At 36.4% G+C, this 16,066-nt stretch carries 9 protein-coding genes; 3 read left to right on the top strand and 6 right to left on the bottom strand.

Annotated features, from left to right (window positions below; genetic code table 11):
• The first annotated feature begins 214 nt into the window (after positions 1-214).
• Genes H5T45_05735 through H5T45_05725 form a run of 3 tightly spaced genes read left to right on the top strand, consistent with a single transcriptional unit; the run spans position 215 to position 2,024 of the window.
• Entirely contained in the window at positions 215-1,036 is an 822-nt protein-coding gene (locus tag H5T45_05735; GenBank protein ID MBC7129213.1) for a TIM barrel protein, read from the top strand.
• Positions 1,033-1,572 carry a 6-phospho-3-hexuloisomerase gene (gene hxlB, locus H5T45_05730; protein ID MBC7129212.1) on the top strand — a complete coding sequence of 180 codons (540 nt, stop codon included), beginning with the start codon at positions 1,033-1,035 and terminating at the stop codon, positions 1,570-1,572. Before H5T45_05735 ends, hxlB begins: the two co-directional genes overlap by 4 nt.
• 29 nt (positions 1,573-1,601) lie before the next feature.
• The gene (locus H5T45_05725) at positions 1,602-2,024 is read left to right on the top strand and encodes a translation initiation factor IF-2 subunit beta (protein ID MBC7129211.1); all 423 of its coding nucleotides are present in this window, start codon (positions 1,602-1,604) and stop codon (positions 2,022-2,024) included.
• A 21-nt stretch (positions 2,025-2,045) separates the two neighbouring features.
• Here H5T45_05725 and H5T45_05720 read toward each other — a convergent pair whose 3' ends face one another.
• The 6 genes from H5T45_05720 to H5T45_05695 all read right to left on the bottom strand — a co-directional run.
• Positions 2,046-12,749, bottom strand: a complete 10,704-nt coding sequence (locus H5T45_05720; protein MBC7129210.1) for a choice-of-anchor J domain-containing protein — start codon at positions 12,747-12,749, stop codon at positions 2,046-2,048.
• Between the two features lie 58 nt (positions 12,750-12,807).
• Positions 12,808-13,176 (bottom strand): NADPH-dependent 7-cyano-7-deazaguanine reductase QueF, encoded by a 369-nt coding sequence (gene queF, locus H5T45_05715; protein ID MBC7129209.1) that lies wholly within the window; start codon positions 13,174-13,176, stop codon positions 12,808-12,810.
• Positions 13,176-13,559: a hypothetical protein gene (locus tag H5T45_05710; protein MBC7129208.1), complete on the bottom strand. Its 384-nt coding sequence runs from the start codon at positions 13,557-13,559 to the stop codon at positions 13,176-13,178. Before H5T45_05710 ends, queF begins: the two co-directional genes overlap by 1 nt.
• On the bottom strand, positions 13,556-14,761 hold the full coding sequence (locus H5T45_05705; GenBank protein MBC7129207.1) for a translation initiation factor IF-2 subunit gamma: 1,206 nt from the start codon (positions 14,759-14,761) through the stop codon (positions 13,556-13,558). Before H5T45_05705 ends, H5T45_05710 begins: the two co-directional genes overlap by 4 nt.
• The gene (locus H5T45_05700; GenBank protein MBC7129206.1) at positions 14,758-15,153 is read right to left on the bottom strand and encodes a 30S ribosomal protein S6e; all 396 of its coding nucleotides are present in this window, start codon (positions 15,151-15,153) and stop codon (positions 14,758-14,760) included. The genes H5T45_05705 and H5T45_05700 overlap by 4 nt, the downstream gene beginning before the upstream one ends.
• A gap of 514 nt (positions 15,154-15,667) precedes the next feature.
• On the bottom strand, positions 15,668-16,066 hold a 399-nt coding region (locus H5T45_05695), incomplete at its 5' end, for a transposase (GenBank protein MBC7129205.1).

Below are 16,066 nucleotides of genomic sequence, written 5' to 3'. Positions count from 1 at the left end.
TAGAAACAAAAAGATTACTATTTTCCAGATTTAAAAAAGAAGATATGAGAAGGAAACATGTAATTGGAATGGCAATTTGCCATAACCTCCAGACATATATGACTATTTTTTATCCCTATAATTTTCTTTATGAATATGTTAAATGGAATTGATTTGTTCGACAACCCCGAACTAATCGAAATTTTTATTAATGCAAAATTATTTCATAAATTCTGTGATAAGAATTGGGCCTGCGGGCATTCCTCTTTCCTGTAAGGAAAGAACATATAAAGATGGAATAATCTATACTCGCTGTCTTGGTTTGTCTGCAATTGAAATAAGATTTTCGAGAGCCTTTCTAAGCAAGGAGGAGGCAAAAGTAATCAAAAAGGTTGCTAAAAAATGCAATGTTGAAATAAATGTTCATGCCCCATATTATATAAATCTTGCAGGAGATGAAAAAATTGTAAATTTGAGTAAGGAAAAGATAGAGAAATCCCTTTATCTTGCCCATCTTCTTGGAGCAAGGGTAATGACAACTCATCTTGGTTTTTATGGAAAACTATCAAAGAAAGAAACAATGAGAAGAATTGTAAGAAATTTAAGAGAAATAAGGGATAAAGCAAAAATGAATGGTATAGAAGTAGAAATAGGAATAGAAACGATGGGAAAAAAAGATGTTTTTGGAAGCTTGGGTGAGATTATAGAGGTTTGTCAGCGTGTGAAGGGTGTAAAGCCTGTTATAGATATAGCGCATATACATGCTCGAGGCAACGGGTGCTTGAAAAGCAAGAGTGATATGCAAAAAATTTTTGATGCTCTTGAAGATTTAAAAATGAATCACTATTTAATACATGTTACTGGAGTGAAATATGATACAGGAGGAGAAAAATATCACACACCGATAAAGAAAGGGGATTTACAGATTATTGAGTTGATGAAGTGTATAATTGAAAATGATTACGATGTAACAATAATTTCTGAATCCCCCTTAATAGAGCATGATGCAATGTATACTCAGATATTGCTTCAAAGAACAATGGAGATGCTCAAATGAAATTCGAGGAGGCGGTTTCATATATAAGTGAGGAGGCAAGGAAAATCGTTGAAAGCGTTGAAGAAGAAAAGATAGAAAGGATGATAAAATACTTCTTCGAAGCAAAAAACATTTTTGTTTACGGCGCAGGAAGAAGTGGGCTTGTGGGCAAGGCATTTGCAATAAGGCTTGTGCATCTTGGTTTTCCTACTTTTGTGATAGGTGAAACAATAACTGTGCCAGTGAAGAAAGATGATTTAGTTGTTCTTATTTCTGGCTCTGGTGAAACAATACCTGTTGCAATGACCGCAGAAATCGCACGCAGGCTGGGGGCAAAGATAATTTCGATAACCGCAAATCCAGAATCGCATATTGCAAGATTCGGGGATGTTGTCATTGTGCTGAAGGAAAGGGAAAGGAAAAAGGAGCTTGCCCCTCTTGGAACTATTTTTGAGGCGAGCGCATGGATTTTTCTTGATGCAATTGTTGCAGAGCTGATGGCAAGAAAGGGGGAAAATGAAGAAAGCATGAAAAGAAGGCATGCTACCCTTGAATAAAGTTATATATTTAAAAATACTTCATGAGCATGGATAGATACAATTATGAAAAATTGCTTGAAAGGGCAATAAAGGGCTTGCCAAAAGAAATTATAGCTAGAGAGAGATTTCAGATGCCTGTTGGAATAATTTATTATGAAGGAAATACAACTGTTTTGAAAAATTTGGGAGAGATAAGCGATAAGGTAAATAGAGATAAGAAGCAAATCTTTACATATATTCTTAAGGAAATAGGAACAGCTGGGGAGATGAATGATAGAGTTGTTTTGCAGGGAAAAATACCTGAAGCAAAACTTCAGGAATGTATAAAAAGATATGTAACAAAATATGTTTTATGTAGAGAGTGCGGGAGACCGGATACAAAAATGATTAAAAGAAACAGGGTTTTAATGCTAAAATGCGAGGCATGTGGGGCAATTCATCCAATTGAAGGAAAAATAAAGAAAAGTTAAAAATTAAAAAAGGGAAGAGGGTTAGAAGTTTATTATAAACACGCTTATTCTGTCCTCTGCTTTCTGTCCGGTGGTATCATAGGCAATTACTTTTATTTCATGTGTTCCTATTGCCCTTTCATCCCAGAGCCACGAGTATGGCTCGCTTGTATCTGTGAATTTAAGTGCTCCATCTATATAGAATTCTACTTTTGCAATGCCTATGCTTGAGCTTGCTGTTGCTTCAACTGTTATTCCTCCAATTATTACTGGTATTGGCAGTGGAATTATTTCCCTATCAAAGATATACAAGGCATTTCTTGGTTTAACTATGCTTACTGTTGGTGGACTTGGCATTCCTATTGTAAATGTTCCATCCGAAGTATCGACTGCAACATTTCCCGCATTATCCTTTGCAACTACTTTAACCATGTAGTTGCTTCCGTATGGCAAGCCAGCTACATTCCAGTTATATGAGCCAGTGTTTGCAACATTGCTTGCTATAATATTCCATGTTAATCCAGCATCATCGCTGTATAGCAAATCAATTCCCGCAATGCCAATGTTATCGCTTGCTGTCCATCTTATTGTTATTGTTCCTCCTAAAACCTCGCCACCATTTGGATATATAACTTTTGCTGTTGGGCTTGTCTTATCTATCTTGAATGATGTCATCTTTGTTGGTGTTTCAGTAATACATGCATTGCTTATTGAATAATATTCAATTGTATGCGTTCCTTCTGTGCTATATGTAAATGGCCCGGTATATTCCTGCCATGCTCCTCCATCTATGCGATAATATGTTGCTTTTACTCCACATATGTATGCATTTGCTTTAAGTGTAATTGTTACATCGCTTGTATACCATTCATCAATGCCAATTGTTCCTTCTATTATGCATGTTGTCTCTGGCATTGAAGTTGCTATACCAAAGCTACATGATTTAATTTCTTCAGTGCTTCCAAGGGTATCTACTGAATAGTATTCAACTGTATACAATCCTTCAGTTGAAACACTAACTGGGCCAGTATAATTCTGCCATGCTCCTCCATTTATTCTATATCTTGTATATGCAACCCCTTCTGGATCTGTTGCTGATAGATAAATTGTAACTGGTCCAACATACCAGTTGTTGCATCCAAGTGGGCCAAAGCAACTGCATGTTGTAACAGGTGGCTCATTAAATGTGCTCATTGTTGCTTCCTTTGCATCATTTGCAGGATTTTCATCTCCCACAAGCAACGTTGTTACATTTATTATATAAACGCTATTCTGCTCTGCTGTAAATGGCGGGAATGTTATTTGTCTTTCATCTCCTCCTGGCAAGTTATATACCGTAACTGTTTCTGTATAAATAACTCCTCCAGCACCAATTTTTGTTATTTCAATGTCATCAACATACCATCCCTCATGAGTAACACTGATATCACTTATGAATATGAATGCGACATTTATCTTTCCAGTTGTTGCATTTATGTATGGTGTTATATCCACTTCTTCATCTTTCCAGCCACCGGAAGAACCACTGTATTGTTTGATTATGGAGAATGTGTAATTATCTGGGCTTGCACATACATATCCAACATCAATGTTAGTTTCAGTATCATACCAGTGGCTCCATTTCAATTTCAGTTGAACCGCTCCACTTGCATCAATTTCTGGAGATACAAGCCAGTCAAACATATCATTTGTATATTGTCCAGTTGATTCACCCCCACAATACCATGAATGGCCTGCACTATTATATCTTCTTGTGCTTATGTGCCACAAATCATAGGTTGGGTCTCCATATCCATCGAAATGGGTCCATCCATTTTCTCCGCTCTCAACATCATCTTGCAATAATTTTACGCCTGCACCTAACTTTTCTATTGTACATGTGACATCAAATGTTTCTGTTGTTGTTCCATAGTTCTTTACTGTTGCCTTAATTGGATAGCTACCAGGCTCAAACAGAGTTTCTGCTGTAACTGTTACATTGTCTATTTCATACCACCAGTCATACTGCCCGAAATAATGCCATCTGATTATAATAGTGCTTCCAATGTATGGTGTTAAATCAATTGTTACAAGCTCACCTGGTCCATAAGCAGAGTGGTCTTCGTCCCAGTGTAACAGATTAGTCCAAGTTACTCCACCATTTGTGCTTATATCAACATCTCCATAATCATTTGGTGTGGTTGTAGTAAGGTCATTATATGATGCCATAAATGTTAATGTTGCAGATTTATAGCCAGCTAAGCTAATAGGTGGCGTCCATAGCTCTGTGTCCATTGTCTTACCAGAGCCAAATCTATCGCTATCTGCATCAGCACAGTAGCCGTCTCCACCTGCATAGTTTGGTCTGTTGCTCCATTCATCGTTTCTCTTCCATCTTCCGCCAGCATCTGCATTTTCTTTAACTGTCCAGCCAGCGGGTGGGAATGTTCCCTCGAATTTTTCATAGAGCAATGTTACAACATTTACTGGATAATCTATTGATTTAACTCCAACATCTCTTATATCCAATATTTGAACTGTTCCTTGTGTTGCATTATTTGTGTTGTTTTCGTCTCCTGGTAAGCGTGTTTCTACAATCATTGTGTAGTTTCCTTCTGTTGCAAAGTTATATGGATCAAATGTTACATATGCTATTCCTCCAGCTGGTATGCTCGGAACTGTTTTATCGTTTTCAAACAACAGGGTTGATGAAGATAAAGCAATATCATCAACATATAGATACCAGTGATTTTCTGGGCTATAACAATGGAAGCCAATATAATATGTTCCATCACTTGGAACAGTAAATGTAATACTTGCTTTCTTGTATGTTGTTGTTAATATATTTGGCTCATCCCATAACTTTGTAGTCATTCCTGTTGAGCTCTGGCTTGTTCCAATCCATACATCCATGCTTTCATTTGAAGTTGCTGAATAACTTCTATACCAGAATGATAATATATATTGGGTTCCAGCAGTTAAGGTTAAGCCAGGTGTAAATAGCCAATCATTTGCAGGACCTCCTCCGCTAGGCGTGTAATTATATCTTGCCATTATGTATCCGCTGTGAGCATAGGTTGATGAATTATATGTGTGCCAGTATTTAGTATCTCCATTTGTATTTTCAATAGCCCATCCTGTTCTGAAGTTTGGTGGGGTTAATCCTTCAAAGTCCTCGCTTAATAATGTGCTAGTTTGAATTATTGAAAGATGAACTGGAACATTTGTTTGCGGAACATTTCCAAAGTTCTTAACGCTTGCATTTACTGCATAGCTTCCTGTGCATTTAATTCCTGTTGGATAATTAATTGCTGTTGCTCCAACATCATCAATATTGTTTATCTCTACCATCATTGATTTTGCATCATTTCCAGTGTTTTCATCTCCCGCCATTATTGTTTTTACAACTATTAAATAATCTCCTTCTGTTGCAAAGTTATACGAGCTGAATTCAACATATACTGAGCTATAAGCATTTACATTCACTGTTTTATCTTCTCCAAACAGCAAGTTCAATGAATAAAGCGCCACATCATCAACATATATGTTTCCATAGCTTGCTGGACCATATGAATAGAAGCCAATGTAATATGTTCCATCACTTGGAACAACAAACACAACATGTGCCTGATTGTATGTTGTATTTCTTACATTTGTATCATCCCACAACTTTACTATCATTCCCGCTGAGCTCTGGGTCGTTCCAATCCATACACTCATCTTCTGGTCATAGGTTGTGGAATATGCTCTATACCAGAAGGTGAAATCATATATTACTCCGGCTGTCAGGCTTAATCCAGGCGTAAATAGCCAGTCATGACATGGAACGGTTGAATGAGCATTGTATCTTGCTGATAGATTTCCAGTATGGGCATAGGAAGTATAATTATATGTTCCCCACATGTAGTATGCATAACTGCCTGATATATAGCCATCCCCGTCCAAATCCTCCACTTTCCAGCCACTTGGGAAGTAAGGAGCGGTTACTCCTTCAAATCCCTCGCTGAATAGCAATGTATCAAGTTGATATATTGAGCAATTTACTGGAACATTTGTCTTATCTACATTTCCAAAGTTTGTAATTGTTGCATTTACTGCATGTGAGCCTGTTGGAGCAATTGCTGGTGGATAATTAATTGATGTTACTCCTACATCATCTATATCATTTATTATCAATGTTATTTCGTTGTAATCGTTGCTGTTATCTTCATCTCCAACAAGCATTGTTGTCACATTTATCTTATATGTGTCTTCAATGCTTACTGTCCATGGAGCAAATATTACATATGCCTGCTGTCCAACATTCAAGCCACTTACTGTTTTCTCATCTGTAAATACAATATCGCCAGCTGAATTTCTTATTGTGCAATTTACATTAAATGAGCCAATTGGAACATTTCCAAAGTTTGCAACTGTTGCATTAACTGCATAGCTTCCAGTAAATTGTGTTCCTGTTGGATAATTTATTGAAACAACTCCTGCATCTGGAATATCATTTATTACAATTGATATTTCTCTGTAATCATCATCTGGATTTGCGTCTCCAAATACAATTGTTGTTACATTTATCTTGTATGTATCTTCAGCTGTTGCTACCCATTGAGCAAACTCAACATCCTTTTCTTCATTGGTTATTAAGCTTACAATTATCTGCTCATCTGTAAATACAATTGCATCCGCTGAATTTCTTATTGTGCAATTTACTCTAACATCTGTTAAGTTTTCTGCTCCAACATTCTTTACTGTTGCATTTACACTAAATGGTGTTCCTGTTGTATATGTTCCGGGCATTGGTCTATTGATTGATTTAACCTGTGCATCATACACACCTTGCAGGAATACAATTGTTGTTGTGGAGTTGTTGCTCGGGAATTCATCTCCCGCAAGTAATGTTGTTACATTTATTAAATAATTGCCCGAGCCACTTGTTATATACCATGTATCAAATTCAACAAATTCCTCGCTATCTGGCTGTAAAGGTGTTAATGTCGCTGCTATTTCATCGTCACCAAATACATATTTATATGTGGGTTTGCTTGTAATCTTGATATTGTCTATTTCCCAATACCATGCCCATGCTCCGCTATCATTATAATACCATCTTATCCATACTTTTGATTGACCAGCTGCATAGGAAGAAATATCATATGTCATGTGTCCATAGGTTGTTGATGTGAAGTTTGCTATGGTTACCCACGGATTGTATGTTGAGCCAACTCTTATATCAACTCTTCCCCATGAGCCAGTGTAATGATAATAATAGTGGTCAAACTCAAGTATAACTCCTGTCTCTGTAGCAAAATTCAATTCTGGGGTTATTAGCTGTTCATCCATGTATTTTGTTCCTGAGCCAAATTTATCGCTATCAACAATTGCAAACTTGCCAGTGCAACCACCTTTTGCTCCTCTGTTTCCAGGATCCTGGTCTGTCCATGTTGCAGGTATATCTGTTCCTGGATATGTGCCAGGTGTGCCACCATCAACTATTGTCCATCCAGTTGGTGGCCATGCTGCTCCTTCGAAATCCTGGAATAATAGCACATTTCCTAAAATCATCTTATATATTGAGCAATTTACAGGAATATTTGATTGCTGAACATTTCCAAAGTTCTTTATTGTTGCATTTACATCAATTGATGGAGGCAATGGAATTGTTCCTGCTGGATAATTAATTGCTGTTGCTCCAACATCATCAATGTTCCATATATTTAACAATGTTGTTTTTGCATCATTTCCTGTATTTTCATCTCCTGCAAGATTTGTTTTTACAACTATTAAATAATCATCTTCTGTTGCAAAGTTATATGGGCTGAATTCAACATATTTCTCTTCGCCAGCGTTTAAATCTACTGTTTTATCTTCCCCAAACAGGAAGGTCATTGAATATACAAGAATATCATCAATATAAATTGATGAACCACCTGTTGCTATATAATTAAATCTTATTGAAATGCTCTGCCCAGCATATGAAGATAAATCAACAGTGAATTTATACCATACTGAAGATGTCATTGAATTTAGCATATTATAATCAATGCTCAATAATGTTGTCCATGGTCCAGTTTGGCTTGGTCCAACGCTTATATTTACAAATTCACCACTATATGCAGTATAGTATCTTAACAACCAGAATTCAAGAGCATAGCTTCCGCTTCCAAGAGAAATTAGTGGAGATGCCATGTATCTTTCACCAGTGGTATAAGATGTATATGCTGAATATGTTCCACTATGCTTGTATGATGTGCTTCTTGTCCAGTTTGTGGTGCCACTTACTATAACTACTTGCCATCCTGCTGGTGGCCAGCTTGTTTCAAATCCTTCACTTAATATTGGCGTTCCAAGTTGATATATTGAGCAATTTACTGGAACATTTGTTTGATCTACATTTCCAAAGTTCTTAACGCTTGCATTTACTGCATAGCTTCCAGTTGGTTTAATTCCTGTTGGATAATTAATTGATGGTGTGCCAACATCAACTATATCATTTACTTCAACTGTTATTTCTTTATAATCATTTGTTGTATCTTCATCTGGTGGAGAAGTCCATTTTGTTGTTACATTTATTGTATATAATCCTTCTATGCTAACCGACCATGGGCTGAATTCAACATATTTCTCTTCACCAGCATCTAAATCAACTGTTTTATCTTCTCCAAAGACAAGTGTCTTTGAGGATATCATAACATCGTCAAGATATATGTAGCTTCCTGATGATGTGCTTGTGTAGTGATTAAATCTTATCGCAATACTTGAACCAGCATAAGAGGACAAATCAGCTGTAAATCTATACCATGTATAGTTAGTCATTCCATATAATGCTGAATAATCTATTCCAAGCAATAATGTCCATGGTCCCGATGTGCTTGGTCCAACATAAACATTGAAATACTGACCAGCTGACGGGTTATAATACTTCAATAACCAGAATTCAAGAGCATAGTTTCCGCTTCCAAGAGAAATTAATGGAGATGTTAAATTCTTATGACCAGATGTATAAGATGAGTATGCCGCAGCACCGCCGCTATGTTTGTAAGATGTTCCTCTATACCAATAGCTAGTAGCTGTCCATCCAGTTGGTGGGAATGTTGTGGATTCAAATCCTTCATTTAATACAGGTGTTCCAAGTTGATATATTGAGCAATTTACTGGAACATTGCTGAGAGGAACTGTTCCGTAGTTCTTTGCGGTTGCGTTTACTGCATGTGATTTTGTTGTTGTTATTGTTCCTGTTGGATAATTAATTGATTTAATTCCAGCGTCATATATATCATTTACCTCCAACGTTATATTCTTATAATCATTTGTTGTATCTTCATCTCCCGCTAAATTTGTTGAAACATTTATTATATAGTATCCCTCTGTTGCAAAATTATATGAGCTGAATTCAACATATTCAAATTCGCCAGCATCTAAATCAACTGTTTTATCTTCTCCAAAAATGAGAGCATATTGAGGAGCTAAATTAACCATTATATCATCAATATAGAGATAATACATATTTGCTCCGCTATAGCAATGGAAGCCAATATAATATGTTCCATCACTTGGAACAGTAAATATAATACTTGCCTGTGCATAAACAGTATTTGTTATACTTGGATTGTCCCATAACTTTGTAGTCATTCCTGTTGAGCTCTGGCTTGTTCCAACCCATACATCCATGCTTTCTGCGTAGCTACTGGAATATGCTCTATACCAGAATGATAAATTGTATTGGGTTCCAGCAGTTAAGGTTAAGCCAGGTGTAAATAGCCAATCATTTGCAGGGTTGGATGTGTGATATGGATATCTTGCGGATATATATCCACTATGAGCATAGGTTGATGAATTGTATGTCTCCCAATATTTGGTATCTCCATTTGTATTTTCAACAACCCATCCAGTTCTGAAGTTTGGTGGTGTTAATCCCTCAAAGTCCTCGCTTAATAATGGCGCACCTGGTGGAATTATCTGATATATTGAACAATTTACATTTACACCTGTTTGGTCTGTATTTCCAAAGTTCTTTACAGTTGCATTTACTGCATGATTGCCGGTATTAACTCTGCCTACTGGATAATTAATTGCTTCTACCCCAACATCAACTACATCATTTACTTCAACTGTTATATTCTGCCAGTCATTCTTTGGATATTCATCGCCCACAAGCTTTGTTGTTACATTTATTGCATAAAGAGCTTCCTGGCTTACACTCCAAGGAGCAAATTCAACATATGTTTGCTTTCCTGATTCAATGCTTATTGTTTTTTCATCATAATGGACAAGCTCAGCATCCCATGAATAAACAATTACATCATCGATGTACATTCCTTCATAGTTGGTTGAGCCATCTGATACAAATGTGAATTTTATTCTAACCTGATTTGTTAGATTAACATATGCTTCTATTGGCACATGCCATACCTGCCCGAATGTAATATAAAGCATATATGTTTTTACCTGAACCCATGTTGAACCGTTATTATCGCTAAGATATAATGTTCCGTAATCCCTATACCCAGAATAGAATTGGCCATCTACCCAGTACCAGAACTCAAGCATTGCATGATTTACTCCGCTTAAATCAATTGGCTTTGAAATCAAGCTATCGTTTGCATTTGCCCTGTATGTTGATTCATCTGTGCATTTGAATGAATGAGTCGGGCTATTATACCTTGCTGTTGAAATTGCCCAAGTATGGCCGTCGCCGTTTCCATCTACTGCCGTCCAGTTGGCTGAGCCACTTTCCATATCATCGAAGAAATGAATATTCTTTGTTAATTTATATATTGAAAGATTTACATTAAAATCGGTTTGATCATTCAACCCTGTATTTTCAATTGTTGCATTTACAGTATATGTTCCTGTTCCAATAATTTCTCCATTTGTTGGCTCATTTATGCTTTTTGTCCTTACATCATCGTTATGTGTTGTTCCTGGCTTGAAGGCAATTTCTGGATCGCCAAGCAGGTTTAATTCATAGTAGCACCATCTCATACAATCTTCTTGCAAGCGATATAAATTATCTTCTTTTGAATCCTGATTTGCCTTTCCTATCTCTCTTATATTTTCTCCATATACCGCATCAAAGAATTCTCTATCATATGCCTGGCTTGGCCCATCTGTGCTCATATAAACTCCCCATCCATAGTTTGCATTCATTATAACTGCAAATGCTCCATGGTCATCTGTAACAAGGCGCTCCGCTATGCAATCCTGGGTTGTAGTAGCAAAAGCACCAGCGATACATCCCTGTGAATATGCAAAGAAATACTTTGTATTATTCAATAGCTCAACATCGTCTTGGGAAGGCGGCTGATAATAAAATCTCATTACCGCATAATAGTTTGCATGTCCTAAATGGTTTATTATATGAATACCGCTGTTTATTATATTTGCCAGCTCATTCACCGTCCATTCATATGTTGCATTGTCATGCAATGCTAAAATAGTGTATTCATCTCCTGGAATACCAACTGTATAGTAGCCATTTGCATTTGAGCCATTTCTCATTTCCTCTTTATAACTCGAGCCATAATTTGCAATTCCTCCAAAACCAAGATATTCCGAGCAAAGCAATACTTTATTCAGATACGGATCCTGTGAGCTGTCATATTCAAGTGTTTTTCTTACAAAGTTTGAAAGCTCTGTTGCATTTTCTACTGGTGCCCTGCCCACATAAACTTCAGCCCTTAAATCAACATCCTTTCCTCCTTCTCCATCAGTTGGCTCTCCCCAGTAGCTATCGCCATCGCTATTATAACTTCCATCCAGACATGCAAAGTATAAATCTGATTCCATATCATAGTCAGTATCTCCTCCTGCATACGCCTGCACATATAATCCTCTATAAGGAACGACGCTTATATCTCCTCCAAGCAATACATATTGAGTATGCCATTCCTGATATGCCCATCTTATGAAATTCCTTATTTTTTCTGGATTATCCACTCCACCAAAGTTTGAATATATCCATTCAACAGTTACAATTGTTGCATTCATTCCTTTTGCAATCTTTGAATTTGCCAATGCCTGGAAATTATATGGGCCTGGTGCATTCTTCAATGCTTCATTTGTTATAATAACATATTCACATGAATGACTTGGATTGAGAGGATATGTTAAAACTTCTCTTGGGTTATCAACCATTTTTATAACTTCCTGCCTATCAATTTCTGTTCCTCTGAATAGCTCATTTACCTGCCCATCCTTCAATTCAACAACAAGTTCCATATTTGGGTATAAATATAGCTCCTGAGTTGATGGGTTCCACTGAAGTGGATATAGATTTATTGTAACTATTGGAAAGCCCCTGAAATATTGAGTTGTTACTTCCTTGTATAGATAGCCAGGATATACCTCGCTTGATTTGTATATTTCCTCATCTTTTTCTATTTCTGGAATTTCATCGCTTCCAATTGGAACAGGTCTTTGCTTTGGAACAATTTCAGCTTTTCCAATCAAAATTGGCTCACCTGCAATAACTTTTATTTCCTTTAGTTCAGCTCCATATGGAAGTAATACATTTACTGGCTTTACTGGTATTTCTGGCTCCCCAGCATTTCCTATAGTAGGCAATCCCATACCAATGCTTGCATATGTTTCTCCAGCAAGCATCACCTGATTTAACTGTGGCCTTATAAAATCAAATTTCATTCTTATCGGCTGTTTTACTTTTTCATCTTTTGTTATTTTCGGTGCTTCAGCCCCTGTATATGGTATTGTTATAGAGCTCATAAGAAGCACTAACACAACGCAAACGCTTATTACTATTCTTTTTCCTTTCATTTTTCAGCCTCCAAATTTATATAAAAAAAGTTTATATAAATTTTACTATGGAGACATGTTAGCATGTATCCGATGCCACCCTAACAGTTGTTTTTATTCCTCCTCTTAAATTGAAATCGCCTATAACTTCAATAAATCTTGGCTTCAGTGCATCGCTTAAATCCTTATAAATCCTATTTGTTGCTTCTTCATGCGTCACATATTTATAGCGATATGAATTGAGATAAAGTTTAAGCGATTTTAGCTCAACTATATATTTATCTGGAATATATCTTATCTTTATTGTTGCAAAATCAGGATAGCCTGAACGAGGGCAAAGGGAAGTAAATTCTGAAAAATTTATTTCAACAAAATAATTTTTATCTGGAAATGGATTTTCCCACAATTCAATTTTTGCCTTTTTTATTTCTTTTTCTCCATATTTCATTATGGCACTTCCTCCATTTCAAGTTTTTCCCCTTCTCTTAAATATATCACACAGAGACGCATTTCCTTTGCCTTTTTCTTCAATTCCTTATCATTTGTTAAAATTGCCGCCTCTGTTTTAATAGCGGTCTCAATAACTCCGTCATCCCCCTTTTTTTCTGTCTCAACAACCCTGAAACATCTTTTCTTTATTATACTAAGAGCTAGCTGAGCAGCCCTCCCTGTTTCGCCACCTTTCTCAGCAAGCTTTTCAATTTCCTCAACAACACTTCCTGGGACAATTATTCTACAAACCCCTAAAAGACGAGTAAGTTCTTTTTCAATATTTATATCAAATTGGTATGGCATCATAAGGGCGTTTGTATCCAAAACTACTGCCCTCATTTTATTTCACCATAGCCATATAGATGCCATCTCCCTCCTATATTGCGGGAAATAGCAACCCTCTGTCCGCTTTCAGCACACACTGGAATTTTTAAATCCACTTCCATATAGTCCTTTTTTATATTTTTTGGCACACCAACTGTTGTTGCAGTTCCCACGGTAAGCATAAGTGATTCATTACTCCTTATTCTCCCTAAATCCTTGCCCTCCACCCTTTCGATGACATGCAAATCCATACAAAGCTCATAAAAAACAGGCGGAAGATTTTTTCCAACAACTTTTCCAGCAAGCCCGTCACCCTTAGTAAAAGAGGGGTCAAGATATGTTCCCACCGCAAGCAGCCCACCCGGGTAAGCCTCATCAACAAATTCTCCACCCGCCATTATTGATGCAACTTCTGTAAAAATTGGCTCATATGTTGTTTTTCCATGGCTCTCTACTTTTATTCCAGGCCTTATTTCAATTTCATCCCCTACCTTCAGCACACCCTGCTTCAGCGAACCACCTATAACTCCCCCTTTTAAATCAGATGGTTTTGTTCCAGGCCTATTCACATCAAAACTCCTTGCTGAATACATCAGTGGTGGCTTATTTCTATCTCTCGGAGGTGTGGGGATAAATTCTTCTATCGCCATAATGAGGACATCAAGATTCGTTTCATGATGTGCTGATACTGGGACTATTGGAGAACCGCTCGCTATTGTATTCTTCACAAAATCAACAATCTCGCCATAATTTTTCATCGCCCCTTCTTTCCCAACGAGATCAATCTTATTCTGCACAATTATTACATTTTTCGCCCCAACAATATCAAGTGCCATCAAATGCTCTTCCGTCTGTGGCTGAGGACATTTTTCATTCGCAGCAACAAGAAGCAATGCGCCATCCATGATGGCGGCGCCAGATATAACAACCGCCATGAGAGTTTCATGCCCAGGGGCATCAACAAAAGAAACCTTTCTTAAAAATTCTGTTTCTGCCCCGCAATGCTTACAAACTGGTTTTGTTGAATAGCATTCTGGCTCCTCACAGTTGGGACATTTATAAAAAGAAGTGTCTGCGTAACCGAGTTTTATTGAAATTCCTCTTTTTATCTCTTCAGAATGCTCATCTGTCCATTTACCAGTTAATGCCTGCGTTAGAGTAGTTTTGCCGTGGTCAACATGCCCCACCATCCCAATATTTACTTCTGGCTGGCTCATTTTTCCTTTAACTTTCCAGCTGATTTAAGCAATTCCTCAACTGGCTTTGTTCCCTTTTTTATTATTTTCATATTTATCTGAGATGTATTTAAGCTTATTGTATTTCCGCAAACAGTTAACCTTTTTCTAACTCCTTCATCATCTGGTTTAAATCCCTTGCCTTTTGCTGTTAATATTTTCCTTCTCCCCATACCCGGTAAATCACTTCTCATTGGAAATCCATCTTTATCTGAGCCTCCCGTAATTTGTAGTTTATAGCCTGGCAGTGAAACAAATATCCCATCAACTTCCTCGCCAATTTTTTTACCTACCAGAGAATTTGCATGATGTCCATCAACCACTATCTGCCAGCTTTTTGCTCCGTCACTTATTACAACCTTAAATTCCGCCATAGCAATCATCCAGCAAATAAAAAGGTATTTTAATATTTTTGGTATCAAGGAGGTTGTAGAACAAACATCTCTGGAATTTGTGAAATTTTTAAATTACTTTATTGCACAGAGTGATATCGTAAGATTAATTGCTATTATGTTTTTCAGATATTGTTTTAAATCTTGAATGAAATATTTTTTGTTAAATCCTCAAAAGAAAATGATTTGCATTTCTCAGTTGTGGCAAAGCTAATATTTTTCTATTTAATTCCATTTTCTTTCTTTCCAGTTCATCCCATTCCCTCCTTTTAGAATTAAAGAAATTTAATCTTTTTCTTTTGTTCTACGGACCCGACATGCAGTATTTCCGAATGTTGTGTTAGATTTTGATTTTTGCAATCAAATTTTTTGCAAAAAAAATAAAAAATTTTTTATCAATTTAATTTAATTGTTCTGAAAACAAAAAATCAAAAAATAATTTCTTCTCTATAAAAATATTAGCGAAAGATAGTCCTATAACTTTCGAGATAAATTATTAAAAAATTTTGATGATTTTTTCATCGATTCTTTTAGCACAATTGATATTACATAGAACTTTTCTTTGCTTTATTAAATCAAGAATAGAATCTTTCCACTTTTCAGCTATTATAGAAATAAATTCTCTTATAAAGTACCACAGATTATAAAGGATAGCAGAAAATATGAAAAAGAAAAACCTTATAATAGGATTCTCTGTCTTCGTTTTTATCATAAAATTCTCTTGAGCATCTCTATAAAAATTTTCTATGTTCCATCTTCTCCTATATAGATCTGCGAGACTAAGAATATTTGATTCATCAATTTCAATGTTTGTGCAGAAAACATCGAAATTTTTCCAATTTTCTTTATATTTGTTACCATTTGGAATGAAGAACAAGTTTGTTTTTATTTCTTC

It is taken from the genome of Thermoplasmatales archaeon, from assembly GCA_014361245.1.
In the GTDB taxonomy this organism is placed as follows: Archaea; Thermoplasmatota; E2; order UBA202; family JdFR-43; genus JACIWB01.
Note: the sequence above shows the minus strand (reverse complement) of the source record. Positions and strands in the feature narration are given on the sequence as shown.